Origin of the sequence: Bradyrhizobium sp. CCBAU 25338 (genome assembly GCF_028128965.1) — a bacterium.
Classification (GTDB): domain Bacteria; phylum Pseudomonadota; class Alphaproteobacteria; order Rhizobiales; family Xanthobacteraceae; genus Bradyrhizobium; species Bradyrhizobium liaoningense.
The window spans coordinates 158,009-181,746 of the sequence record NZ_LFKY01000001.1; the positions used below are offsets into that span (position 1 = coordinate 158,009).

General features: G+C 64.9%; 22 protein-coding genes. 1 reads left to right on the forward strand and 21 read right to left on the reverse strand.

Annotated elements, in window-relative coordinates; genetic code table 11:
• Positions 1-5: 5 nt before the first annotated feature.
• The 8 genes from ACM42_RS00690 to ACM42_RS00725 all read right to left on the reverse strand — a co-directional run bounded on the left by ACM42_RS00690 (position 6) and on the right by ACM42_RS00725 (position 7,481).
• A complete protein-coding gene (locus ACM42_RS00690) occupies positions 6-2,948 on the reverse strand; it encodes a formate dehydrogenase subunit alpha (protein WP_271526208.1) in 2,943 nt (980 codons plus the stop codon).
• Between the two features lie 14 nt (positions 2,949-2,962).
• Positions 2,963-3,172, reverse strand: coding sequence for a twin-arginine translocation signal domain-containing protein (locus tag ACM42_RS00695; protein WP_271526209.1), 210 nt, complete (start codon positions 3,170-3,172; stop codon positions 2,963-2,965).
• Between the two features lie 29 nt (positions 3,173-3,201).
• Positions 3,202-3,981: a molecular chaperone TorD family protein gene (locus ACM42_RS00700; RefSeq protein WP_271526210.1), complete on the reverse strand. Its 780-nt coding sequence runs from the start codon at positions 3,979-3,981 to the stop codon at positions 3,202-3,204.
• A gap of 132 nt (positions 3,982-4,113) precedes the next feature.
• Positions 4,114-4,725 (reverse strand): DUF3306 domain-containing protein, encoded by a 612-nt coding sequence (locus tag ACM42_RS00705; protein ID WP_271526211.1) that lies wholly within the window; start codon positions 4,723-4,725, stop codon positions 4,114-4,116.
• Positions 4,722-5,237, reverse strand: coding sequence for a DUF3305 domain-containing protein (locus ACM42_RS00710; protein WP_271526212.1), 516 nt, complete (start codon positions 5,235-5,237; stop codon positions 4,722-4,724). Before ACM42_RS00710 ends, ACM42_RS00705 begins: the two co-directional genes overlap by 4 nt.
• The gene (locus ACM42_RS00715) at positions 5,234-6,241 is read right to left on the reverse strand and encodes a DUF6352 family protein (RefSeq protein ID WP_271526213.1); all 1,008 of its coding nucleotides are present in this window, start codon (positions 6,239-6,241) and stop codon (positions 5,234-5,236) included. The genes ACM42_RS00710 and ACM42_RS00715 overlap by 4 nt, the downstream gene beginning before the upstream one ends.
• Positions 6,238-6,777, reverse strand: a complete 540-nt coding sequence (locus tag ACM42_RS00720; protein ID WP_271526214.1) for a DUF6505 family protein — start codon at positions 6,775-6,777, stop codon at positions 6,238-6,240. Before ACM42_RS00720 ends, ACM42_RS00715 begins: the two co-directional genes overlap by 4 nt.
• Positions 6,774-7,481 carry a biotin/lipoate--protein ligase family protein gene (locus ACM42_RS00725; RefSeq protein ID WP_271526215.1) on the reverse strand — a complete coding sequence of 236 codons (708 nt, stop codon included), beginning with the start codon at positions 7,479-7,481 and terminating at the stop codon, positions 6,774-6,776. The genes ACM42_RS00720 and ACM42_RS00725 overlap by 4 nt, the downstream gene beginning before the upstream one ends.
• A 197-nt stretch (positions 7,482-7,678) precedes the next feature.
• Here ACM42_RS00725 and ACM42_RS00730 point away from each other — a divergent pair, with 197 nt between their 5' ends.
• Entirely contained in the window at positions 7,679-9,649 is a 1,971-nt protein-coding gene (locus ACM42_RS00730) for a 4Fe-4S binding protein (protein WP_271526216.1), read from the forward strand.
• Between the two features lie 249 nt (positions 9,650-9,898).
• Here ACM42_RS00730 and ACM42_RS00735 read toward each other — a convergent pair whose 3' ends face one another.
• The 13 genes from ACM42_RS00735 to ACM42_RS00795 form a co-directional block, all read right to left on the reverse strand.
• Positions 9,899-11,110: a c-type cytochrome gene (locus ACM42_RS00735; protein WP_271526386.1), complete on the reverse strand. Its 1,212-nt coding sequence runs from the start codon at positions 11,108-11,110 to the stop codon at positions 9,899-9,901.
• A 613-nt stretch (positions 11,111-11,723) separates the two neighbouring features.
• Positions 11,724-12,050 carry a hypothetical protein gene (locus ACM42_RS00740; RefSeq protein ID WP_271526217.1) on the reverse strand — a complete coding sequence of 109 codons (327 nt, stop codon included), beginning with the start codon at positions 12,048-12,050 and terminating at the stop codon, positions 11,724-11,726.
• 89 nt (positions 12,051-12,139) lie between these two features.
• Positions 12,140-13,135 carry a Bug family tripartite tricarboxylate transporter substrate binding protein gene (locus ACM42_RS00745; protein WP_271526218.1) on the reverse strand — a complete coding sequence of 332 codons (996 nt, stop codon included), beginning with the start codon at positions 13,133-13,135 and terminating at the stop codon, positions 12,140-12,142.
• 171 nt (positions 13,136-13,306) lie between these two features.
• Positions 13,307-14,068 (reverse strand): SDR family NAD(P)-dependent oxidoreductase, encoded by a 762-nt coding sequence (locus ACM42_RS00750; protein ID WP_028176770.1) that lies wholly within the window; start codon positions 14,066-14,068, stop codon positions 13,307-13,309.
• Between the two features lie 35 nt (positions 14,069-14,103).
• The gene (locus tag ACM42_RS00755; RefSeq protein WP_271526219.1) at positions 14,104-15,843 is read right to left on the reverse strand and encodes a nitrilase-related carbon-nitrogen hydrolase; all 1,740 of its coding nucleotides are present in this window, start codon (positions 15,841-15,843) and stop codon (positions 14,104-14,106) included.
• Positions 15,844-15,856: 13 nt separating this feature from the next.
• Positions 15,857-16,846, reverse strand: coding sequence for an acetamidase/formamidase family protein (locus ACM42_RS00760; protein WP_271526220.1), 990 nt, complete (start codon positions 16,844-16,846; stop codon positions 15,857-15,859).
• 33 nt (positions 16,847-16,879) lie between these two features.
• Positions 16,880-17,608: an ABC transporter ATP-binding protein gene (locus tag ACM42_RS00765; protein WP_271526221.1), complete on the reverse strand. Its 729-nt coding sequence runs from the start codon at positions 17,606-17,608 to the stop codon at positions 16,880-16,882.
• Positions 17,601-18,317 carry an ABC transporter ATP-binding protein gene (locus tag ACM42_RS00770; protein ID WP_271526222.1) on the reverse strand — a complete coding sequence of 239 codons (717 nt, stop codon included), beginning with the start codon at positions 18,315-18,317 and terminating at the stop codon, positions 17,601-17,603. Before ACM42_RS00770 ends, ACM42_RS00765 begins: the two co-directional genes overlap by 8 nt.
• On the reverse strand, positions 18,317-19,363 hold the full coding sequence (locus ACM42_RS00775) for a branched-chain amino acid ABC transporter permease (RefSeq protein WP_442868883.1): 1,047 nt from the start codon (positions 19,361-19,363) through the stop codon (positions 18,317-18,319). Before ACM42_RS00775 ends, ACM42_RS00770 begins: the two co-directional genes overlap by 1 nt.
• 33 nt (positions 19,364-19,396) lie before the next feature.
• Positions 19,397-20,269 (reverse strand): ABC transporter permease subunit, encoded by an 873-nt coding sequence (locus ACM42_RS00780; RefSeq protein WP_025035503.1) that lies wholly within the window; start codon positions 20,267-20,269, stop codon positions 19,397-19,399.
• A gap of 94 nt (positions 20,270-20,363) precedes the next feature.
• Complete coding sequence (locus ACM42_RS00785) at positions 20,364-21,617, reverse strand: urea ABC transporter substrate-binding protein (RefSeq protein ID WP_271526224.1); 1,254 nt, start codon at positions 21,615-21,617, stop codon at positions 20,364-20,366.
• A 10-nt stretch (positions 21,618-21,627) separates the two neighbouring features.
• Positions 21,628-22,293, reverse strand: a complete 666-nt coding sequence (locus tag ACM42_RS00790; protein ID WP_271526225.1) for an ANTAR domain-containing response regulator — start codon at positions 22,291-22,293, stop codon at positions 21,628-21,630.
• Positions 22,290-23,450, reverse strand: coding sequence for a transporter substrate-binding domain-containing protein (locus ACM42_RS00795; protein ID WP_271526226.1), 1,161 nt, complete (start codon positions 23,448-23,450; stop codon positions 22,290-22,292). Before ACM42_RS00795 ends, ACM42_RS00790 begins: the two co-directional genes overlap by 4 nt.
• Positions 23,451-23,738 lie beyond the last annotated feature (288 nt).

The following is a 23,738-nucleotide window of genomic DNA, read 5'->3' on the forward strand; positions in this document are numbered from 1 at the left end:
TCCTCTCAGGCTGCGACGATCTGACAAAGCGTAACCTTCGGCTCCTGCATGCCGGTTGCAGGATCGTAGCCGTAGCTCGTGATCGTGTTGGCGCTCTCGCCCAGCACGATCGGGTCGGTGCCGGCGGGATAGTTCTTGCGCAGGTCGGCACCGCCCAACCAGCCGCCGAAATGGAATGGCATCCAGGCGACCCCCTTGCCGACGCGTTCGGTCACCAGCGCCTTCATCCTGGCACGTGAATTGTTCTCGGCACCGCTCACCCAGACCCAGCCGCCGTCCTTGATGCCGCGATCGGCGGCATCAGCCGGGCTGATCTCGATGAACATGTCCTGCTGCAATTCGGCGAGCCATGGATTGGTGCGGGTTTCCTCGCCGCCGCCTTCGTATTCGACGAGACGTCCCGAGGAAAGGATCAGCGGAAACTGCTTGGCGATCCCCTTTTCCACCGCCGCCTTCTGCACCGAGAAGCCGATATTGGGCAGGCGGAACTGCTTGGCGTCGGGCAAGGTCGGGTATTTCTCGACGAGATCGACGCGCGGCGTGTAGATCGGTTCGCGGTGCACCGGGATCGGGTCCGGCAGGCCGAACGCATTCATGCGCGCCTTGCCGTTGCCGAAGGGCACGCAACCGTGCTTCAGCGCAACGCGCTGGATGCCGCCGGAAAGGTCCACCGCCCAGGACACCGCATCCGGATTGGCCGGGTTGACCCTCTGGATCGTCGCCATCTCAGCCTCGGTGAGATCCTTGTCCCAGCCGAGCTTCTTCAGGCTTGCCAGCGTGAATTCGGGATAGCCGTCCTCGATCTCCGATCCCTTGGAGAAGGATTTGTCGGCGAGCAAGCTCACCTTCCGCGTCGTGCCGTCCGGCAGCTTCTCCTCGCGTTCGATGCCGAAGCGTGGGCGGAACGCGCCGCCGCCGTCCATCACGTGCAGATTGTTGTTGTAGAGCAGCGGCGAGCCGGGATGCCTCACCTCGGGCGAGCCCCAGCACGGCCAGGGCAGGCCGTAATAGTCGCCGCCGACCTCCGGATCGTCCTTGGGCGCGCGCAACGTCACCAGGTCGAACTTGTGCTGGTTCTTCATGTGCGCCTTGATGCGCTCCGGCGACTGCCCGCAGTAGCCGGTCGACCAGCTTCCGCGGTTGATCTCGCGCAGCACGTCCTCGGCGACCGGAAGATTGTTCTCGACCTTGATGTTCTTGAACATCTTGTCGGCGAAGCCGAACTTCTTCGCCAGCAAATAGATGATCTCGAGGTCGTCCTTGGACTCGAAGATCGGCTTGACGATCTGCTCGCCCCACTGCAGCGAGCGATTGGAGGCGACGCGCGATCCCGTGCATTCGAACTGCGTGGCCACGGGCAGGATGTAGACGCCATCCTTGCGTCCCGCCTCGACCGCCAGGGATGCCCAGGTGGTCGGGTGCGGGTCGGCGATCACCAACAGCTCCAGCGCCTTCAGCCCCTTCAGCGACTCCGGAATGCGGGTGATGCTGTTGCTGGCGTGGCCCTGCACGAATACGGCCTTGACGTTGTCCTTCTGTGCGACATCGGCCTTCGGCAGCAGCGCGGCATCGAACCACCGCGTCAGCGGGATGCCTGGCGTCTCCATCTGCTTCTTCTCGTCGAAGCGGGAGACGAGATAGTCGTACTCGACCTCCCAGACCCGAGACCAGTGCTTCCAGGCGCCTTCCGCAAGGCCGTAGTAGAACGGCAGCGTCACGATATCGAGGCCGACGTCGGTCGCGCCCTGCACGTTGTCATGGCCGCGCAGGATGTTGGCGCCGGCTCCGGCCTTGCCGACGTTGCCGGTCATCAGCAGCGCGATGCAGCTCGCCCGCACGTTGGCGGTGCCGACCGTGTGCTGGGTCTGGCCCATGCACCAGATGATGGTCGCGGGCTTGACCGTCGCGAACATCTTGGCGACGCGCTCGAGCTGCGCGGCGGGCACACCGGTGACGCGCTCGACCTCTTGCGGGTTCCACTTCTCGACCTCCTTGCGCAGGTCGTCGAAACCGTAGACGCGCTGGGCGATGAATTCCTTGTCCTCCCAACCGTTCTTCAGGATGTGCCACATCATGCCGTAGAGCACGGGAATGTCGGTGCCGGGACGGATCCGGACATATTCGGTGGCATGCGCCGCGGTGCGGGTCAGGCGCGGATCGAAAACGACGAAGTTCGCCTTGTTGAGCTCCTTGGATTCCAGCAGGTGCTGCATGCTGACGGGATGCGCTTCCGCGGCGTTGCTGCCGATGAACAGCATCGTCTTGGAGTTGCGCATGTCGTTGATGCTGTTCGTCATCGCGCCATAGCCCCAGGTGTTGGCGACGCCGGTGACGGTGGTGGAGTGGCAGATCCGCGCCTGGTGATCGGTGTTGTTGGTGCCCCAGAATGCACCGAGCTTACGGAACAGGTAGGCTCCCTCGTTGGTCATCTTGGCCGAGCCGAGCCAGTAGACGGAATCGCTGCCCGACTTCTCGCGAACCTGGAGCAGCTTGTCGCCGATCTCGTTCACTGCCGTGTCCCACGACACACGCGTCCACTGCCCGTTCACCAGCTTCATCGGATAGCGCAGGCGACGATCGCTGTGCACGAGCTCGCGCACCGAAGCGCCCTTGGCGCAATGCGAGCCGCGGTTGATCGGCGAATCCCAGCTCGGCTCCTGCCCGATCCAGACTCCATTGAGCACTTCCGCCGTCACGGTGCAGCCCACGGCGCAATGCGTGCAGACGCTCTTCTTCACGGTGGCGCCGGCCGCGAGCGGGCCGGCAGCGGCCGCTTCCGCCCTGCGCACGTTGACGACGGGCATGGCCCCCAACGCTGCGAGAGCGCCACCGGCCAGGCCGGACTTGCGCAGGAATGTGCGGCGATCAAGTCCCCCGCCCTGGCCCGCAAGGGATTCGGCGACGGAACCTCGGCGATCGGAACGCTGGTGTGTTCGCTTGATAAGCACGGGCAGCCTCCCTCTCAGGCCGGATAACGATTGACGCGGTAGAACGTCTTTACGTGATCGGATTCCTTGTAGCGCGCCTTGCGCTTCTCATCGTTGCTTTCGCTGTCCGCCTGCGCGGACCCGACCAACGGTGTCGCAAGCGTCGCGCCGACACCGGCCGTGCCCAAGCCGACCCTGCGAAGGAAATCGCGGCGTCCGACCTTTGCTTTCGTCTCGTCACTCATCGCATCTCTCCCGGACCAAGGCGCCTCGGTCAGTTGGCGAATGTGAATGCTTCCGTCTCGATCTCGATGAAGGTGCGGCCGAGCGCGCCGACCGCCCGATAGAAACGGGCGTCCCCGGCGCTCTCGATGTCGGCGAACAGCCGCCCCATCCAGGGCGACACATGTTTTTCGAAGAAGGCGCGCTGCGCCTCGGGCGAGGCATCGAAACGGCCGTCGGCAAGGCCGGACATGATCTCGCACAGGATGGCGGCGTGATCTTCGGGTTCCGAATTGTTGGCGACCCGCACGATGCCGAGCGCCGTCAGGTCGCCGCGCAGGCGCGACAACGGCCGTTCGTTGAGAAAGCCGGTGAGATAATAGGAGGCATAGGGCAGCAGTTCGCCGCGGCCGAGCCCAACGAACAGATCGAAATACTCCCGCTCGACTTTCGCTGCGACGGCGCTCGAGGCGGCATCGGCCAGCGCCGCATGCGCGCGCCCGAGGGGCGTCGCGTCACCGCTCAACGCGGCGAGCTGATCGAGCAGGTGTTTCGACGGAGGCGCCGACAGCAGCGTTGCCAGCAGCGCGTATTCCTGTGCGCGCGCCGCATCGATGGGATCGACGAACTCGGCGGAGCCGGCTTGTTCGCCGTAGAGATCGGGCCGCAGATCGTTCCGGGAAACGCCGGTGGCGGTTTCGACTGCAATCACCCGTTGTACGGGCACGCGAGTCCAATTCGACACGGAGGGCTGGCTGATGCCTATTTTGCGCGCAAGCTGAGCGATGCCGCCCGCGGCATCGATCGCGCGATCAAGCCCGTCATCACGCACGTGGACCTCCCATCCAAGTCCCGTCTGCTGATTATTGCCTTTTCTTACAAGGCACTAAGGGGAGCGTAATCCCGGCTCCAAGGACCGTCAATCATTGCCATAGCCTCGGACTATAGCCTTTGGTCGTGCCTCTCAGCGCGGCAGTGCACCGCCGTGCGTACGACGCCCGATGGGCTCGGCATCATCCGCAGATATGTCGGACGCCATCGGTTGCACTGCAACAGGAATTGCCAGGTGCTCCGTCTCATCCGGCGGCTCAACGACATTGGAAATGACTGTCACATCTGCTTGATGCAATTCGACCGAAGGATCCGCTGTCTCGATCGCCGCCTCGGCGAGAGATTGGGCTGCCTCGCGCACTCCGCCGACGATGCGATCGACCAGTGCGGCCAGTTCCTCCGACGAGTAATCCAATGGTCCAAAACCCGGCATCGCGGTCGGGTCGTTGAAGTCCCATGCATTCTCCGCAAGTCCGACGAAGTCGCGAATGGCGGGATCGGTCGCCCAGGCGCGGCGAAGAGCCGCACGGCTCAACTCCCGAGGAATACCCTTGCTGAGGAAGGCCGTGATGTCGGTCGCAGCACTGATCTCGTCGATCGACGGCAGACTAGAGAGGTCGAACTCGCCCTCGTCGTCCTTGACCTCGGACGGCGGCGCGGGCTGCGCCGCAGCAGGCTTCGCCGGCTCCGCTTGCGATTCGCGCTTGCGGCGCGACCAACGCGCAAGGAACTCCTCCTCACTCATTCCTGTCCGCCTTCATGCTCGCGCCGTGCCAGCGCCTCCGGGTCGGCGCGGCGCCGCTTGCGCTTGACGAATTCCCGCTCGACATGGTGCTCGGCCACGAAGCTTTCAATCGCTTCGCGCAGCACCTCCGGCATCGGCACGGCCTCGACGAGATTGTCGGCGGCTTCGGTAAAGCCTTCGCCCTCGGCGGGGTCGGCGGTCACCGCGGTGACGGCATAGGGCCAGGCGCCGTCCGAGGGCGACAGCACAGTCCAGATGCTCGGATTGCCGGAGGCGAGATTGTCGCGATAGCGCGCCGTCTCGGACGGATAGAGATCGACGGTCGCGCTTCCGGCATAGAACAGGGTCGTGCCGTCCTGTTCGCGAAGCACGGTCCACGGCTGGGTCACCGGCTCGTCTGGCAGGACGGCAATTCCGCGCCAGATGAAATCGGCCCACGGCGAGTCAGCCTTGCGCCGCTCGACCACGACGCCGACGGCAATCGAGAGGGTGGGCAACGCCGCAGGGCTCATGTCGCCATCTCCAGGTGCTTCACCGGCAGCCCGGTCAGCAGATTCTGTGGCTTCATCCGGAGCTTCTGATCCGCCGTCATCGACAGGATCAGGTAGACCGGTTCACCCCCGACATCGTCAAGAGCGCGGTCTGAATCCGCAAACGTCAGGCGGAACAGCGCGAGCACACGGTCGCCGTCGCGCTCGCCGAGTTCTTCGCCGTGCCACAGCCGGTCGCCTAGCCTCGTGGCGTCGGCATCGAGCCCGACATACCAGGTGAGCCGTGCCTCATGCAGCGCGCGCAGCGGCTCGATCATGACGTCGATGCCGAGCAGATGGGAGAGCCAGCGCGTCATCGCCTGCGCCAGGGCAACCGGCCCGCGGCCGCCGGCCGTAAGGTCGAGGGCCATGTCGAACTGGTCGCTGCGCTGCCAATAGGCCTCGACATTCTCCTCGCTTAGCACCTCAACCACGGCATCGGTGGTGGCGCCCAGCATCGACATCAGAGAGAGCACCGGGGTCGGGCTCCGGCCGCCGACGATCTCCTCGTCGCCGAGCAACAGGGCGTGCTCATGCGGCAGGATGCGCTGGGTCCGGAAGAACAATTCGGCCGCCCGCAGCACGAACGGGTCGTCGCAGCCATCGAGCGCATTCCGCAGGATGACGTGCACGAGCTGGTTGACGAACAGCGGCGGCAAATCGTTCGCGCCCGATCTCACCGATGCAAGATAGGCGGCTTCGAGCGTCGGATGCCGCAACAGAAGATCGCGGAACGCCAGCACCAACTGCCAATTCTCCCGGGCATCGGCATCGACGATCCCGGCGATTTCGCCGGCGCTGACCGCCTGGCGCGGGTCGGCGAGCAATTCGCGGTGCAGCCGGCGTTCGACCGGGCATGCGTCATCCGGCGGCATCAGCTCGGGGCGGGCAAGATAGGCCTTGAGGAATTCGTCCGTGACACGGAGCCCACCGCCTTCGTCGCGATCGAGCAGGTGATGACCACAGGCGATCCAGAAATCGTTCATCGGACGGGCGGCTCCCGGCCCAGATCCGCAAGCCTGAGATCGCCGTCAGGCTGGACCTCGTCCTCGATTTCCATGAACGAGAACGCCTTGCTGTGCCCCTGCCCTTGCCGGAGTTGCAGCCGGCGGAACGACTCGCGGACTTCGCCGTCGCTCGAGGTGCGGTGCACTGCAATGAGAGAGCTGATCGGATGGCTGCAGAGCGACTGCGCGAAAGCGACCTCCTCTTCCGCGGCCGTTTTCGCTGTCGTCATGTCCGGCGCGCCGAAACGATCGACGAGTTGCCTCGCCAGGAGATCGACCACGCTGCGACAATCGTCTTCGGTTGCCGGAACGATCTGCGCCAGCGTCGACCAGCCCCAGGACTGCACCCCGAGGAAACCGCCGCGAAACGCCGCGCGCGCCTTGCCCTCAAGCCTGGCAGCGTCGTGATCCCAGAAGCGGAAAGCGCCTGAGACGGCCCATTCGCCCGGTTCCGCCGCCACGTCGAACACGAAGGTGTCGGAGGGATCGAGCGCGATGGTGCGCAGGAGCTTCACAGGCGCGGTCCTCCGAGGGCCGGATCGAGCCAGGACGGCGTCGCGAGCGCCTGCACGAGGTCGCTTCGTTGGACCCGATCCGTCCCGATGCGGCGCGTCAGGACATCGCCGCGATCGTCAATGCGCTGAACTGTCTGCCTTTCACGCGGCATCCGAGCGAGATAGTCGCGCGCGACGCTGTCAAAGCCGTCGACCCGCCAGCCATCCAGCGCCAACATCAGGTGCCGGGCAAAGCTTTCCGTGATCTGCGCCGCGCCAGCCTCGCCAAAACCTTCCTGGTCGAGTGCCGAGGCCAGCGGGTGGACGCCCGGATCGTCATCGTTCATGGCAACCGTCCGGATCATGGCCCCGAAGACCAGCCAGGGCGGCGGCGCATCCTCGTCAGCTGCGAATGGCCAGCCCATTCGTCCGCCGCCGACCAGCCCCCCGTCGATCCTGACAGCGTCCGGCCAATTGATCGTGATCGGCTTGCTCGGCGGCGCATAGGCGCTGAGGGCATCGGCAAGCGCGACCATGCCGGCGTAAAAGGCGCGGCGCGCGCTCCGCAACGGCTCGGCCGGCTCCAGCACCACGGCGAACTCTGCGAGGTCGAAGCGGCCGACATAGACCAGCGTGCCGGCACCGGCCTCCGGTGCGATGCGGCATGCATGGGCAAAGGCATCTCCGCTCTCGCGCAATCGCACCAATGTGAACGGCGGCGGCAAGTGAATAGGTTCCGCCAGGGAAACATGGTTGACTGGGGTCGACGACAGGCCGTCCTCCGCTTTCCTTTTCTTCCCGATGGATAATGTCTATACGAGGCGAAGGGCCGGCGCGAGTCCGTCGTCGGCGTCCGAATGGCGGAGGGGTTAACCTGGAGCAGCCGTCGAAGACCGTCCTGATCTGCTCGTGCGAAGACACGATGCCCCTCGACGTGGCTGCGATCCGGCGCGGATGCCCGAACAGCGAGGTCAAGAGCTTTCGCCACCTCTGCGGTGCGGAGCTCGATCACTTCCGCAAGATCTCCGCGGCAGACGGCGTGTTGACGGTGGCCTGCACACAGCAGGCTGCGCAGTTCTCGGACGAGGCCGGCGAACGGGCCGATGCGATCAGCTTCGTCAACATCCGCGAAACGGCCGGCTGGTCCCGCGACGGCGCGCGCGCCGGCGCGAAAATGGCCGCCCTGCTCGCATCCGCCTCCATCCCTGCCCCGGACTATCCGCTCGTCACCTTGTCGAGCGAGGGCGTGATCCTGATCTACGGGCGCGATGAGGCCGCGATCGAAGCCGGCCGCCTGCTTGCCGATCACCTCGACGTCACGGTGATGCTGAAGCAGCTCGATGACACGGTGCCGCCAGCTGCAACGGTCTTTCCGATCGTGAAGGGCACGATCCGCTCCGCAAAGGGACATTTCGGCGCGTTCGAGCTTGCGATCGACGACTATGCGCGTCCCCGCCCCTCCTCGCGCGATCGTTTCGTGCTGGACCCGCCGCGAAGCGGAGTCACCTCGCGCTGCGATATCATCCTCGATCTTTCCGGCGATGTGCCGCTGTTTCCGGCTCACGACCTGCGCGACGGCTATCTGCGCGCCGACACGAAGGATCCCGCTGCAGTGCTCCGTGCCGTGCTGACCGCGCGCGATCTCGTCGGCAGCTTCGACAAGCCGAAATATGTCGACGTTGCCCCCGCGCTCTGCGCCCATTCGCGCTCGAAGCGCACCGGCTGCCATCGCTGCCTCGATCTCTGCCCGACCGGGGCGATCACGCCCGTCGGCGATCATGTCGCAATCGATCCGAACATCTGCGCGGGCTGCGGCCAATGCGCAGCTGCCTGCCCCACCAGTGCGGTATCCTACACGCTGCCGCCCGCCGATGCGCAGCTCCAGAGAATCCGCGCCATGCTGCTCGCCTACCGCGAGGCCGGCGGCGCGAATGCGGTGCTGCTCTTTCACGACAGCCCGCACGGCACGCCTCTGATCGATGCCCTCGCGCGGCATGGCGACGGCCTGCCGGCGAACGTGCTTCCCTTTGCCGTCAACGAGCTCACACAGCTGGGGCTGGAAGCGATTGTCGGCGCCTTCGCCCACGGCGTATCCGCTGTGCGCTTCCTGCTGCGTGCCAAGCCGCGCCACGATGTGACCGGACTGTCGCAGACGATCGCGATGGCCGAAGCGATCCTCGGCGGCCTTGGATTTGCGGGCCGTCGCCTCGCCACCATCGAAACCGACGACCCCGATGCGTTGGGCGAGCATTTGACCGACATCGGCACGCTCTCTGCGGTCGCGACGCCCGCGACCTTCAGGACCGTCGGCAAGCGGCGCGACCTCTTGCGGTTCACCCTGAGCGAGCTGCATCGACTGGCGCCGCAGCCGGTCGACGTAATCGCCTTGCCGCAGGGTGCGCCGATCGGCGCAATCACCGTCGACACCAATGGCTGCACGCTGTGCCTCTCCTGCGTCTCGGCCTGCCCGACCGGCGCGCTGCGGGACGATCCCGAGCGGCCCGTGCTGAAATTCATCGAGGATGCCTGCGTGCAATGCGGCCTGTGCGAGAGCACCTGTCCGGAAAAAGTCATCAGCCTCAAGCCGCAGATCGATTTCCGCGCGGCGCGCGCTCCCGCGACGATCATCAAGGAAGAGGAGCCCGCACTCTGCGTCCGCTGCGGCACGGCCTTCGGCGTCAAGAGCACGATCGACCGCATCGCAGCCAAGCTCGAGGGCCGGCACTGGATGTATCCGGCCGGCGACCGGCGGATCGAGGCACTGAGGATGTGCGCGGACTGCCGCGTCATCGTCATGAGCGAGCAGCAATTCGATCCGTTCAAAGGCGTCCCGGAACGAACGCCGCCGCGGACGACGGATGACTATCTGCGCCAGCGCGAGGGCAAGGACTAAAGCGGAATGGCTTTAGGTAGAATCGATTGCCGCGGCTCCCTTCACCTCGCCCGCTTGCGGGAGAGGTCGACGCGAAGCGCCGGGTGAGGGCTTTCTCCTCTTGGGGATTGTCCCATTGCGGAATTACCCTCTCCCCGACCCTCTCCCGCGAGCGGGAGAGGGAGAGCACCTCCGTCGTTGCAGCGATCAAGCCTCATCTCATCACGCTGTAGACGAAGCAAACATCCTTCGCAGGAGCAGAAGAGGTCGCTATCGCGACGTGGCGCGGCCCAGAAACTCGGTGAGCGCGCGCCGGTCCTCGGGCGAGCCGATGCGCTGCTCCGGCATCTTGGTGCCGGGCGTGTAGGCATTCGGCCCGATTTCGAACAATCTTGCGACCGTTTCCGGTGTCCAGACGATGTCCATCGTCTTCAGCGCATCGGAGAAGCGATATCCCGGGAGCGAAGCGATCCTGCGGCCGTATAGTCCCGCAAGTGTCGGACCCGCACGCTGCACCTCCTTGTCCGACAGCGTGTGACAGGCAACACACGCCCGAAAGACATCGGCGCCATGATCGCCGGCATAGGCGGCGAGCGGATCGGCGGGTGTGCCGATCAGACCCGAGCCGATGGGATCGCCGGTGCGCGCATTCCAGCGCCTGATCCTGCCGTCCGCACCACCCGTCATCAATGTCTCGCGATCTGGAAGGAAGACGGCCGACCACACCGGCAGCCCGGGCCCGACCAGCGTGCGCAGCAGGTTGCGCGACTTGCGATCGATGATCGCGACTGTTCCGCCGGTGCCGGCGGCAGCGATCAACGCGCCGTCCGCCGACATCGTCAAGGCCACCACCGGTGTCGGGCTGGCCGCGACCTCGCCGCTGACCTTGCCGTCCGTCGTCAGCATGCGCAGCCTGCCATCGACCGCGCCCGTGACGATTTCACCATCCGGCGCCACGGCCACCGCGTTCAGCGGCGCCGGCAACGTCACGATCTCAGGCTGGCCATCCGGCAAACGCCAGATGCGCAGCGCGAGATCGTAGCCGACACTGACGAGCCTGCCGTCCGGCAGGAAAGCGACGCCGTTGACGTTCTGCGTATGCCCTTCGAGCACGCGGGACGTGCCGTCCGACAGCGACCAGAGCCGCACCGTCCGGTCCCATGACGCCGATGCGAGCAGCGCCCCATCGGGCGACACAGCAAGCGCCGAAATCGGAGCGATATGTCCCTCCAGCACCCGGTCTGGCTCCAGCCGGCCCGCCGTCCACACCGCAATTCGTGCGTCGGCGCCGGCCGTGATCATGCGGCGGTCCTGCAGAAAGGCAACGGCATTGACGCCACCGGCATGATACCGCAGCACTTGCTCTGCGGTATCCGTCTTGAGCGACCAGCGAATGACCGCCGTGTCGAAGCTGCCGGACAGAAGGTCCTCCCCGTCCGGAGAAACGGCAAGAGCCCGAATCGGGCCACCGTGTCCGACCATGTCGGCGTGCACGGAAGATCCGGCAAGGATGGCCCACAGCGCTACGGCCACCTTCGTGCACAAAGGCGATCTGTTCATTTCCGGACGGCCCCGCTTGACGTTCGCATTGTCAAGATTGCCAGAACGGGCGGCCGAAATGAACATTCGGGACCGGTCTACTTGGCCGGTGCCGTGGTGGTCTTGGAGGATCCCTCCGGCGCGGCCTGCATTCCAGGCGGACTCTGGCCTTGGGGACTTTCGGCCGGCGCACCACCCGAACCTGTATTGATTGGGCCCGTCCAACCCTGCGGCTGAGCCTGCCCCTTCTCTTCGGGAGGGGTTTGCGTCGCCGACGGGTTGGTTTGCGCGGGCTGGGCCAAGGCACTCTCAACAAAGCAGAATGCTGCGAAGCACAAGATGGTTCTCGGTAATTTCACGCAAGGCCTCCGATGCGCTCACTGGGCTTGCAAGAAACCTGCGAGGCCTGCTTCCGTTCCGAATCGTGCAGCGCAACAGCCTGCCTCGCGCATCCGCCGCTTGAATGCCGATAGCCCGGACACTAGATTCTGCCTGCTCACGTCGAGGAAACCGCATGCAGGGTCGAACGGGGCCGATTATGCGGATGATTGCGCGGCTACGGGTTCTTGGCGCCATTGATGGCCTGCAAGATCCCGCCGCGCGAGAAGCCTCGCCTTTCCTCTTCCTCGTTGCCGTCGTGCTCGCGCTGCTGCTCGCAATCCTGGAAGTCGATTTGAACAGCGCCGGGCTTCAGTCCCTTGGCTTGATGGGCAATGCGTTTTCCGCCGATCCCGTGTTCAAGAGCCCATAGGACCGCGGATGCCGTGACGGGATCGACGAGCTTGCTCGCGATACGTCGTGTCGTATAGATGGCTTGATGTTCCAATCGGGGGAGGCTGAGGATGAAGGCTTTTTTACTTGGCTGCGTCGCGGCCCTGGTCATCGCGATTGCGGGAATGGTGATCCTGAATCGAGTCCAGGAGCCGGTCGCTCAAGCGTTTGCTACGTCCGCGGTACGACTCTGAGAAGCGCTCAGTCGCGCTTGAGCCCGATCGACTTGACGATGGGAGCCAGGCGGACGAGCTCGTCCTCGACGAGGCGCTGGAATTTATCGGGGCCTGAATCGATGTCCGGCTCCAGACCCTGCGAACGATAGCTTTCCTGCAACTGAGGATCAGCCATCGCCGTGCGGGTCGCCGCAGCGATCCGCACCACGATCGCATCCGGGGTTGCTTTTGGAGCAAACAGGCCAAACCAGCCGGCGTATCTGAGGCCGGGCATGCCGGATTCGATGACCGTCGGAATCTCCGGCGCGCCGCTCAGCCGCCGGTCGCTCGTCACGGCGATCAGCCGCAGCTTGCCGGCAAAGTGCAATTGCAGGAGCTGGCTCGAGACCACCGCAATAACCGCGTTGATCTCGCCATTGACGAGGTCGTTGGTAGCGGCCGCCATGCCCCGGTAAGGGACGTGGATCAAATCTGCCGCAAGACCCGATTGCTGCCTGAACATCTCTCCGACGAGATGATTGCCGGTGCCGACCCCCGGAGTGCCATAGGAAAGCCCGCCCGGATTCGCCTTCGCAAAGGCTGCCAGCTCCCGCAGGTCCTTCACCGGCAGGGACGGATGAACAGCGAATGCAAGCGTGCTTGTTATCAGCCGATAAATGGCGCGGAAATCGCGAATCGTGTCGTAGGCGGGCTGCGCCGAGGACAACGGAATCGTCACCTTCGTGCTGCCATTGCCGAGCAGAAGCGAGTAGCCGTCGGGAGCACTCTGCGCCACCGCTGCGGAGCCGATCGCACCGCCGGCGCCCCCGATATTCTCGACATGGACCGGGCCGAGCAGCGGCGCGACCTTGTCGGCCCAGGGACGGCCGATCAGATCACCCGCGGCGCCAGCCGTATAGGGAATGACCAGCTTGATGGAGCGGGAGGGGTAATCGTCGGCGGTCGCACCGCCGGGCCAGGCAGCCAGCGCCGTGAGACGCGCCGCCGCATCGAGCAGTTCTCGCCGTGAGAGAAGGGACATCTTCTGCGTATTCGGGACCGGGCTCGCCATTTTGCACGAATGAGGGCGCCCGAAAATCCGCGCGGGGAGATCGCTGCCCTGCACAATGCGGGCAGCAGTGGCCGCGCCGGCCCTGCGATCACACGGTCAATCATGACGCGGGTGACAGATTTGCGTTTCAGCGTTCGCGCCTCAGAATTGCACACCGCGCGTCAGGGCACCGTCGACGACGAGGTTCGTTCCTGTGATGAAGCTGGCGGCGCCACTTGCGAGAAATACGACTGCGTTCGCCATCTCCTGCGGCGTCCCCATCCGGCCGGTGGGATTGAGCGCAAGCGCCGCCTTGTAGAGCTCGGGATTGTTGTCCTTGATGGTGTTCCAGACACCGCCTTCGAAATAGGTGTTGCCCGGCGAAACCGTGTTGGCGCGGATGCCCTTGTGTGCGAGCTGATTGGCGAGACCCTGCGTGTAGTGGATGATGGCGGCCTTGAAGGTGCCGTAGGGGCCGGCCGCGAAATCGACCTCGCGCCCGGAGACGCTGGAGATGGCGACGATCGCACCGGCGCGGCTCTTCTCCAGATAAGGCATGGCCGCATTCACCAGCCGGACCGTGCCCATCATGTCGGTCGAGAATTCCTTGGCCCAGCTTTCATCGTCCTGCCCGATGGCGAGCGCGCTCACATTGGCCACGACGACGTCGATTCCGTCCAGCTTGGTCGCCATGTCGACCACCCAGGCCTTGAGTGCCGCACCATCGGACACGTCGACCGCAGCGCCGAAGGCCGCGACGCCTTTGCTCTTGAGCGCTGCAACGGTGCTGTCGACGTCCGCCTGGCTGCGCGCGCAGATGCCGAGATTTGCGCCCTCGGCGGCAAAGGTCTCCGCGATCGCACGGCCTATCCCCTTGGTGCTGCCGGTGACGAGAACCTTGGCGCCCGCAAGTCCTAGATCCATGATCGGCTCCTTTTCTTCCCTGTAGATTTACACGTTCAGTGGTTATTTGCCATTGCCCTGACCAACCCTCGATAGCTGTGTGGCATTCGCATCGAAACGAGGTCCTTTCGTCGCACGACGTTGGTCGGGTACACGCTGTCCAGATTGGTGGTGTCGACGACAGCTGTAGCAAGGCTCGTGCCGTCCGCTGCAATCGCTTCGCGGCGGGGGAATTCGAACGTATCGGGGCCGAACACACCGCTCAGGCCGGGATAGCCGTGTTCAGGATCGAAGACGTTGGCAAACGCCAGGAATACGTTGTTCTCGCCGGCGCGGACGCGGAAGTGATGCCAATGATGCGGATCGGCGCCGGTCGGGATCGGGGCCGGCTGCACAACGGATGTCCCCGGATGCGGCGAACCGAAGGGGCCCTTGACCGCCGCGCAGCACGCGATGATGTCGCAGCCGCGAAGTGCGAGCACCCTCCCCGCCTCCGGAAACGCCGCATCGTGGCCGATCAACAGGCCTACTCGCCCGATCGGCGTGTCGACGACGGCCCAGTCGTCGCCCGCCGTGGCCCAGCTCCGCTCCTCTTCGATCAAATGCGTCTTGCGATAGGGCGTGATCTTTCCATCCGGAGCGATCAGGCAGGCGCTGTTATAGACGGCATCGCCCGCGCGCTCGGCCATCCCACAGACGACGTGGATCTGGAGCTGCGCAGCGAGCGCGTGCAGGCTCTCCGTGGCGGGGCCCGGTATCGGCTGCGCCGATCTCGCCGGATCGGCGAAGCCGGTGACCGCGAGTTCCGGGAATACGACGAGCATCGCACCATCGGCCTTGGCCTGCCGCGCAAGATTCGCGATCGCCTCGAGATTTCGCGCAACATCGGCACTGGGTGCGAATTGGGCCGCGGCAATGCGCGAGCGGACTCCTTCCGGCCAGGGCTCGTGGCCGTAAAGGCCGAAGAAATCGCGCGGATTCCAGCTGAAGGTGTCGGTGAGCAGCTCCGGATAAAGCTCGGGCCGGCGTTGACGGAAGACAGGCTCGCCCAGCACGCGGCGCGCACGCGCAATATCGAGATCGATCTCGGCCAGCGCGACCCCGTCGCCCTTGTCGAGGACCGTGATCACCTGGCCATCCGGCGCGATCACACAGCTCCCGCCGCTGAACTGGACGGTGCGCTCGAGACCCCAGCGGTTGCTCTCGATCACGTAGCAGCCGTTCTCGAAGGCACGGCTGATCCAGTAAGGCGCCGGCGTTCGCTCCGCGAGCCAGTTGGAGATATGGCAGATGACGTCCGCGCCCCCCAGCGCCATCAGCCGCGCAGTCTCCACAAAATGGATGTCCATGCATATGAGGAGCGCGATCCGTCCGATCGGCGTGTCGAAAACCTGGTTGTGCAGGTCGCCCGCCGCCGCCCATTTCGGTTCGGAGATATAGGGATGCGTCTTGCGATGGCGGCCGACGATGCCATCGGGCCCGACGAGCACGGCCGAGTTGAAATAGATGTCGTCCTCGTCGACTTCAGGCATGCCGACCACGATGTAGCAGTCATGCTTGCGTGCCAGCGCCGCAAACCGGTCGGTGGTCGGCCCCGGAATCCGCTCGACATAGGGCCGAACCTCGGCGCGGTCGAACCAGCAATAGCCCGTGGTTCCCATTTCCGGCGTGACGATGAGCTTCGCGCCGGCCGCCGCCGCCTGCTCACAGAGTTCGAGCAGGCGCGCGATGTTGCGCTCCTTCTCGAACATGATCGGCTCGAACTGGACGGTGGCGACCTTGTGCACGGTGGACATGAGCTGGCTGGCCTCAACCGAGATAGGACTTCTTGATGGAAGCGCCGAGCGTGTACTTCGGATCGACCATGTTGCCGAGACGCACCCGACCGGCCTGGGTCAGCAGCATGTAGGCATCGATCTCGTCGAAGCCGTAGTCCGCCGCCATCCAGCGGCAGAGCTCGCGATAGGCGATGCGGGCTGCATCCTCCATCGGACGGGCCGAGCCGATCGTCATGATGAAGTCCTTGGTCTCCAGCCGCGGCCAGGCGATGGTCCAGCCCTTGATGAGATCGACCTGCACCGTGGTCACGGTCGGATGCTCGATGGCGACGCCGCAGAGCTCGCCGTCGCCCTGCGCCGCATGGCAGTCGCCGAGATACAGCAGCGCGCCCTTGGTGTTGACGGGCAGGTAGATGATGGCGCCGACGCCGACGTCGGGCAGATCCATGTTGCCGCCATAGTAATCCGGGACCAGCGACGAGATCGCCTCGATCTCCGGTGAGGTGCCGATGGTGCCGATGAAGGGCTCATAGGGCAACGTGATCTTGTCGTTCCATTTGGTGCCGGTCTTGGCGTCGATCTCCAGCTTCTTGACGCGCTCGGGCAGCGCCGGATTGAGCAGTGCCGTGTTGCCCGTACTGACCAGGCCACCGAATTCCGGCATGATCACCGTGGTGCCACGCGGCTGCGGCCCGCGCGGCACGATGCTCTCGATATAGACCGCCAGCGTATCGCCCTTCTCGGCACCGTTGACATGGATCGGCCCGTTCTGCGGATTGAGAAACGGGAAGTTGAGAATCTTCGACGGGCTGTCGGTCTCGTTCTTGATGGCGCCCTCGAACGCGTCATGTGTTTCGGCGGCCACCACCGCGCCCGGATCGACCGTCAGCACCGGCTTCACATAGGGGCCGTAGACATAGTGGTACTTGCCCTGCTCGCTTTCCGTGATCGTGTAGCTGGTGCCGCGCTCGCCCTTGGCGACGCCCTTGCGGGCCATGATGGAGTCTTGCTGCCAGGACATTTGCTTTTCTCCTTCTGTCGTTGGCGTAGGTCTTCAAACCGCGAGATGACGGCGCATCTCGGCCGCGTCGTCGAGCGCCGCGCGATCGAGGTTTGCGACGATGCGTCCCTTGTCCATGACGTAGCAGCGCTGCGCCATGGCGCGGATCATGTCGAGATTCTGCTCGACCAGGATGATGGTCACCCCGGTCCTGTGGTTGAGCTCGACCATGTTGCGCGCGATGTCCTGGACGATGTTGGGCTGGATGCCCTCGGAGGGCTCGTCGAGCAGGATGAGGCTCGGGTCCGCGATCAGGACCCGTCCGATCGCGAGTTGTTGCTGTTGGCCGCCGGACATGGTGCCGGCGCGTTGATGCCAACGCTCTTCGAGGATCGGAAAGGCTTCGACGATCTTGCGCCGGCCCGCTTCGGGAATGCCGCCGCCCTTGATCGCTGCGCCGACCGCGACGTTCTCGCCGACGGTCAGCCGCGGAAACACGTCGCGCCCCTGCGGCACATAGCCCATGCCGAGGCGCGCCCGCTTGTGCGCGGGAAGAAGCTCCACCGCCTCGCCGCGATAGACGATCGAGCCGCTCATCGCCGGCACCAGTCCGATCAGGCTCTTCATCAGCGTGGATTTGCCGACGCCGTTGCGACCGATGACGGCGACGATCTCCCCTTCCCGCACCTCGATCTCGAGGCCCTGGAGCACCGGCTTGCCGCCATAGCCGGCGCGCAAGCCCAGGGTCGACAGGATCACTTCCTTGCGCGGCTGATCAAGCATGGGCCTGCCCCAGATAGATCGCCGCCACGCGTTCGTCGGCCACGATCTCGTCGATCGAGCCTTGCGCGAAGACCTGCCCGAGATGCAGCACGGTGACGCGGTGCGCGACCTGCCGCACGAAGGCCATGTCGTGCTCGATCGCCAGCACCGTCATGCCGTCGGCATTGAGCCGCTGCACCATCTCGCCGGTCATGTGGGTTTCCTCGGGCGACATGCCGGCGGTGGGCTCGTCCAGCAGCAGAAGGCGCGGCTTCAGGCTGACCGCCATGCCGATCTCGAGCCATTGCTTCTGGCCATGGCTGAGATTGCCGGCGATCTGCGCCTGCTCCGATTCCAGCCCGAGGAAGGCCAGCAGCCGGCCGATCTCCGCTTCGAGCTCCGCTCCGCGATGCCGGCTCTGCAGGGCGATCTCGAGATTCTGGCGGACCGACAGGCCCTTGAAGACGCCGGGCACCTGGAACTTGACCGAAAGGCCGCGGTGAATCCGCGCAAAGGATTTCAGCGCCGTGATGTTCTCGCCGGCGAAGAGAATGTCACCGCTGCCGGGATGATGCTCGCCGAGGATCAGGCGGAACAGCGTACTCTTGCCGGCGCCGTTCGGGCCGATCAGGCAATGGATCTCGCCGGCTTGCAGCGTGAGATCCACGGAATTGGTGACGTGCAGACCACCGAAATGCTTGTTCAGCTGACGCAGTTCGAGCAGCGACATCAGCCGGCCCTCCGCGTGAGACGGGCGGCGATACGGCCGAGCCAGTTCATCACCCCCAGCACGAGACCGTTCGGGGCGATCAGGACCGTGAGCACCAGCAGCACACCCATGAAGACCAGCGCGTACTGGCTGCCATAGATCGTGAGCGCCTGGAACGCGGCGAGCACCACCAGCGTGCCGATCACGGTCGACGTCAGGTCGCTGCGACCGCCGACTGCGACCCAGATCAGCGGCAGCGCCGCGGCCGTCATGCCCATGCTCGACGGCGTGATGTACTGGCCCCACACCGTGTAGAGCACGCCGGAGAGCCCTGCGAGCGCGGCGCCGATGACGAAGGTGATGAGCTGGTACTTGCGGATGTCGTAACCAAGCATCTCCGCCCTCTCCGGGTTCTCACGGATCGCGACGATGACGTTGCCGAAAGACGAGTTCATCAGGATCCGCAAGGCCAGATAGACGAAGACGAGAAGGCCGAGCACGAGGTAGTAGAGTCCGACATCGGCAAACAGCACGATCGGCTCGCCCGGCCAGGGGATGGTCAGCGGCGGCATCGCGCTCATGCCGTTGAAGCCGTTGAGCCGCGCGCTGCCGATGTGCCATTCCGGCCCCGCAGTCTGTGCCATGAAGCGTTCCAGCATCAGGGTCACTGCGAGCGTGACGATGCCGAGGAACACGCCGGCGATGCGGCCGAAGAACATGAAGTAGCCGAGCAGAACCGCGAACAGTGCCGCGATCCCAACCGCCATCACCAGCGCCAGCAGCGTGAAGCCGTAGGCCGAGCCGAAATTGATGGTGAGGATGCCGTAGCCATAGCCTGCGATCCCGAAGAAGGCGGTCTGGCCGAAGGAGAGCGAGCCGCCATAGCCCCAGATCACGCACAGGCTGAGCGCGATGAAGACCCAGACGAAGAAGTAGACGGTATTGCCGACCGTGTAGCCGTCGCTGAACAGCGGATAGGCGAGCGCGGCAGCGAGCACGAGTGCGAACAGGCCCCAGAAGGCCGGACCGCGACCGACGGTCTGCGGGCCTTCGAGGCGGCGAAACATTGCAAGGAGACCGGTCACGACGCCATCACTCCGTCAGGTGCGCTCGCGCAGCACGAAGCCGGAAATGCCTTTCGGCAACACCCGGACGACGATGATGACAGCGACCAGCAGACCGATCTGGCCGAACAGCTGTCCCTGCCAGGACGTCATCACCGACTTCACCACCGCAAGCACGCCGCCGGCCGGTGCCGTGCCGAGGAAGACGTCGGCGCCGCCGATCACCACGGTGACGAAGGCCTCCATGATGAAGGTCGCGCCCATGGTCGGCACCAGCGTCATGGTCGGCGCATAGAGACCACCGGCAAGACCGGCGAGCCCTGCCCCGCAGGCGAAAGTGAGGCTGTAGATCAGGCGCGTGTCGACGCCGAGCGCAGCCGCCATGTGCGGCACCTGGATTGTGGCGCGTGCCAGCACGCCGAACCGCGTCCAGTTGAACAGCGCGTAGAGCGCGGCGAGCACGCCGAGTGCGGCGCAGAACAGCACGATGCGATAGATCGAATAGGAATAGTCGCCGACCTGGAAACTGCCGAACGGCGTGCCGACGCCTGCCATGGTCGAGCCGACCATGATCAGCGTGCCCTGCGTGGCGATCAGGCTGAGCCCCCAGGTGGCGACGATGGTGTCGAGCGGCCGGTCGTAGAGATGACGGATGACCGCGAGCTCCACCACGACGCCGACCAGCGCCGACACGAGCGTGCCGGCCAGTATTCCCAGCGGCAGCGGGAGGCCGGCATGCACGGTCGCGGCGGTGACGTAGGCGCCGCACATGATGAACTCGCCATGGGCGAGATTGATCACGCCCATCATGCCGAAGATCACCGCGAGCCCGCAGGCCGAGAGCACCAGGAATGCGAAGGCGTCGCCGAATTGATAGAGCGCCGAGAATACGTGGGTCGCGATGTCCATGAATCAACCAGGATGTGGGAGGATGCGGCGTCGCCGCCGCAGATGTCCGTGACCGCCCCGGCGCGCCGCAAGCGCCGGGGCGATCAGCCGCCGGTCAGGGCTTCGGCGGCGGATTCGACGGCGTGTACTGGGCCATCGGATCCTTCTTGGTGAGATCGCAGCCGGCTTCACCCAGCCAGTACGGCTTGATGTCCTCCCAGACCTTCGGGAAGGAGATCGAGTGATCGGCGCCGACCTTGGCGAGATAGATCGTGTGCGACATGTGCTGGCTCTTGGGGTCGATGCAGACCTTGCCCTCCGGCGCGTCCATGCAGACGTCGCCCAGCGCGATCACCTTGCGGATCTCCTCGCGCTTGGTCGACTTCGCGCGCTCCACCATCTGCTTGTAGAGATAGACCGCGAGATAGGAGTTCTCCGCCTCCTGGTTCACATAAGGCTCGCTCGGGAACTTGGCCTTGAACTTGGCGTAGAACGCCTTGCTCTTGGGCGAGTCGATCTCCTCGATGTAATTGGTGGTGACGTACATGTCCTTGAGGCTCGGCGGCTTGAAGCGCTTGTGCTCGTAGCCCTGGCCGACATTGACCGAGGAGGCCATCGGCAGGTTGACGTTGGCGGAGGCCGCCTGTTCATAGTAGGAGGCCTGCGCGGTGCCGACCAGCAGCGTGACCACGAAGTCCGGCTTGGCCTTCTGGATGTTCTGGATGCTCTGCGAGAATTGCGATACGCCGAGCGGGATGAATTCCTCGCCGGCCATCTTGCCGCCGTTCTCCTTGACGATCTTGCGGACCCACTCCGCCGAGATCTGGCCGAAATTGTAGTCGGCTGCGAGCGTGTAGACGTTCTTGCCGTACTTCTCCATCATGTAGGGGATGAGCGTCGAGAATTGCTGCTCGGGCACGGCGCCAGTGACGATCATGTGGCCGTCGCAGACGCCGCCTTCATACTGGTTGTTGTAGAAGGCAAAACCGTTGAACTGGTCGACGATCGGACGGTACGCCTCGCGCGAGGCCGAGGAGAAGCCTGCGAACACGACATCGACCTTGTCGCGCTGGAGCACGCGCCGCATGAACTCCTGGTAGCGGGTGTTGTCGGACTGCGTGTCGTAAGTGACGAGCTCCAGCGGCCTGCCCATGATGCCGCCGGCCTTGTTGATCTCGTCGGCGGCGAGCTGGATGGCGTGAACCTTGCCGATCGTGGCCGCCGCGAAATCCCCGGACTGATCCTCCAGCACGCCGAGCTTGATCGGGTTTTCCGCCGCGAGCGCCAAGTGTGATCCAAGGGGTGATCCGAGGACAAGCGTCCCCGTGAGGGCTGCGGCGCGCAGCCCCCGCAATACAGACTTGCTCATTTTGCTTCTCCTAGATGGCCTGCTTGTTGCCGCCTTGCAGCGTGATGCCGATCGTGCGGCTGGACGTGTCGGGCGGCTTAGCCCGCTTGCTCAGAAACTCCTCGCAATAGAGTTCCATGTTCTGCCGCGCGCGCATGCTCTCGCGGCGGAGCTGGGAATAGGCACCTTCCTCGTCGAGGCCCTCCTGCCGCATCAGCAGGATGACGGCCCGGATCACCGCGCGGCGGCCGCGGCGGCGCTCCTCGAGACCCTGCAGGCGCTCATACATCTCGGCGCGCAGCAGGAACTGGTTGATGCCCATGAACAGGGACGTGTAGACCGCGCCGCCATGCACCGGCTTGCGCAGGAATGAGGTCGCGCCCAGATTGACCAGCGCCTTGAGCCGGCTCGGCGCTTCGACGCCAACGAGACCGATCACCGGCGCCGGCGGCAATCGCGAGGCAGGATTGACCTCGATGGCGACTGCGCCTTCGAGATCGCCGTCGATGAACAGGATGTCACGCTCGGCCTGCAGACTCGCAACATCGATCTGGGCGCGACCGTCGATGATCTCCGGGTACTCCGTGGAAACGCCGAGCTTGGCCAGCGTCGTTTCGAGCGCGCTCTCCCACCCTCCTCGCCTGGTGACGACGATCGCACGGCCGCCCTTGAAGTTCTGCAGCAGTCGGGAGCTCATGATTGCACCACCTTCAGATGTGGAGAGCGCATTGCGCTGGCAAAGCGCGGCGACGACTGAACGAGATAGGGATCCGGCGCGATCGGCTCGCGCGATTCCAGCAGCACTTCGAACTGCCCGTTGGCGGTCGACCGGCCGATCCGAGGCGTAAGCCAGGCGTGGAAGGTCTGGCGGTCGATGCGGACCTCGCCTTGCGGCGCGTGCAGCCGCTGGTCTGCCACGGCGGCGCGGACCGTCCGGGCGTCGTCGGTGCCGGCCTGCGACAAGGCCGCTCCGAGCAGCTTGACGGCGATGTAGGACGCTTCGGCATCCGCCGACGAGACCGGTCCGTCCGGAAAGGACGCCGTATAGGAGCGAATGAAGGTGCCGTTTTCCGCCGAGTTCAGCGAAGAAAAATAGACACTCGAGGATAGATGTCCATCGATCGCATCCGGGCCGATCTCCGGCAATTCCGGCTCCGACAGCGTGCAGCTCGCAACCGGGATTTCCGCGGCCTGATCGATGCCGCGCGCGCGGCAGGCGGCCCGGAACGCCCGGAAGAACGCGTAGGCGCTGGTGCCGATCAGATTGTTGAAGACGAAGTCGGGGCGTTGGTCGATGATTGCCGCGATCACCTGATCGACCTCGGTGTCGCCGACGGAGAGATACCGCTCGGCGAGCACGGTGCCACCGCGCGCAGTCAGTGCCTCCCGGAAGATGCGGTTGTTTTCCCAAGCCCAGATGTAATTAGAGCCGACGCAAAAGGCCCGCGAACCGAGGCGGGATGCCAGGTAGTCGACGAGTGGCAGCACGTGCTGGTTCGGCGCGGCGCCGGTGTAGATGACGTTATCGGAGCTCTCGAATCCCTCGTAGTGAGAGGGATACCACAGCAGTCCGTCGAGCTTCTCGAAGCACGGGATCACCTCCTTGCGGCTCGACGAGGTGTAGCAGCCGACCACATGCCGGACGCCGGAACCGAGCAGCTCGAGGCTGAGCGAGCGATAGCTCGCGAGGTCGCCGGACGGATTCACGACCACCGGCTCGAGCGCAATATCACCACCGCTCGCATTGATCTCGCGAAAGGCGAGCAGCGCCCCATTCAGCATTGATCGCGCGACGACGCTATAGGACCCCGTCGTCGAGAGCATTACGCCGATCCGGTATGTCGTCCGCGCCATCACTCGTCCCGAAATGAAAAAGGCGCCCATCGGCTCGTTAAGCCGAGGGCGCCCTCGCCGCCAACCGAGCACGCGAAATCCGCGCGATGTTGGAAATGGTTGAAACTCGCTGCGTTGACGGGCTGAACTGCCCAACGCTTGCCCAGCACGGTCGTTGAGATCAGTTACGAAGTCAAGCGCGTTATTGCAGCGAAAGCTGCCACGATTCGTATCGTGGTGCAGCAAAACTGTGCAGCCGATCCGAGCCACTGCGTCGATGCGCCGTAGACATGACGGCACGCCCGAAGT

What these genes read in the sequence shown, in the direction of transcription:
- ACM42_RS00695 (WP_271526209.1), bottom strand. Translation starts at nt 3,172, where the DNA reads ATGAGTGACGAGACGAAAGCAAAGGTCGGACGCCGCGATTTCCTTCGC.
- ACM42_RS00705 (WP_271526211.1), bottom strand. Translation starts at nt 4,725, where the DNA reads ATGAGTGAGGAGGAGTTCCTTGCGCGTTGGTCGCGCCGCAAGCGCGAA.
- ACM42_RS00710 (WP_271526212.1), bottom strand. Translation starts at nt 5,237, where the DNA reads ATGAGCCCTGCGGCGTTGCCCACCCTCTCGATTGCCGTCGGCGTCGTG.
- ACM42_RS00715 (WP_271526213.1), bottom strand. Translation starts at nt 6,241, where the DNA reads ATGAACGATTTCTGGATCGCCTGTGGTCATCACCTGCTCGATCGCGAC.
- ACM42_RS00730 (WP_271526216.1), top strand. Translation starts at nt 7,679, where the DNA reads ATGCCCCTCGACGTGGCTGCGATCCGGCGCGGATGCCCGAACAGCGAG.
- ACM42_RS00735 (WP_271526386.1), bottom strand. Translation starts at nt 11,110, where the DNA reads ATGGTCGGACACGGTGGCCCGATTCGGGCTCTTGCCGTTTCTCCGGAC.
- ACM42_RS00740 (WP_271526217.1), bottom strand. Translation starts at nt 12,050, where the DNA reads ATGACCAGGGCCGCGACGCAGCCAAGTAAAAAAGCCTTCATCCTCAGC.
- ACM42_RS00745 (WP_271526218.1), bottom strand. Translation starts at nt 13,135, where the DNA reads ATGTCCCTTCTCTCACGGCGAGAACTGCTCGATGCGGCGGCGCGTCTC.
- ACM42_RS00750 (WP_028176770.1), bottom strand. Translation starts at nt 14,068, where the DNA reads ATGGATCTAGGACTTGCGGGCGCCAAGGTTCTCGTCACCGGCAGCACC.
- ACM42_RS00755 (WP_271526219.1), bottom strand. Translation starts at nt 15,843, where the DNA reads ATGTCCACCGTGCACAAGGTCGCCACCGTCCAGTTCGAGCCGATCATG.
- ACM42_RS00760 (WP_271526220.1), bottom strand. Translation starts at nt 16,846, where the DNA reads ATGTCCTGGCAGCAAGACTCCATCATGGCCCGCAAGGGCGTCGCCAAG.
- ACM42_RS00765 (WP_271526221.1), bottom strand. Translation starts at nt 17,608, where the DNA reads ATGCTTGATCAGCCGCGCAAGGAAGTGATCCTGTCGACCCTGGGCTTG.
- ACM42_RS00770 (WP_271526222.1), bottom strand. Translation starts at nt 18,317, where the DNA reads ATGTCGCTGCTCGAACTGCGTCAGCTGAACAAGCATTTCGGTGGTCTG.
- ACM42_RS00775 (WP_442868883.1), bottom strand. Translation starts at nt 19,363, where the DNA reads ATGTTTCGCCGCCTCGAAGGCCCGCAGACCGTCGGTCGCGGTCCGGCC.
- ACM42_RS00780 (WP_025035503.1), bottom strand. Translation starts at nt 20,269, where the DNA reads ATGGACATCGCGACCCACGTATTCTCGGCGCTCTATCAATTCGGCGAC.
- ACM42_RS00785 (WP_271526224.1), bottom strand. Translation starts at nt 21,617, where the DNA reads ATGAGCAAGTCTGTATTGCGGGGGCTGCGCGCCGCAGCCCTCACGGGG.
- ACM42_RS00790 (WP_271526225.1), bottom strand. Translation starts at nt 22,293, where the DNA reads ATGAGCTCCCGACTGCTGCAGAACTTCAAGGGCGGCCGTGCGATCGTC.
- ACM42_RS00795 (WP_271526226.1), bottom strand. Translation starts at nt 23,450, where the DNA reads ATGGCGCGGACGACATACCGGATCGGCGTAATGCTCTCGACGACGGGG.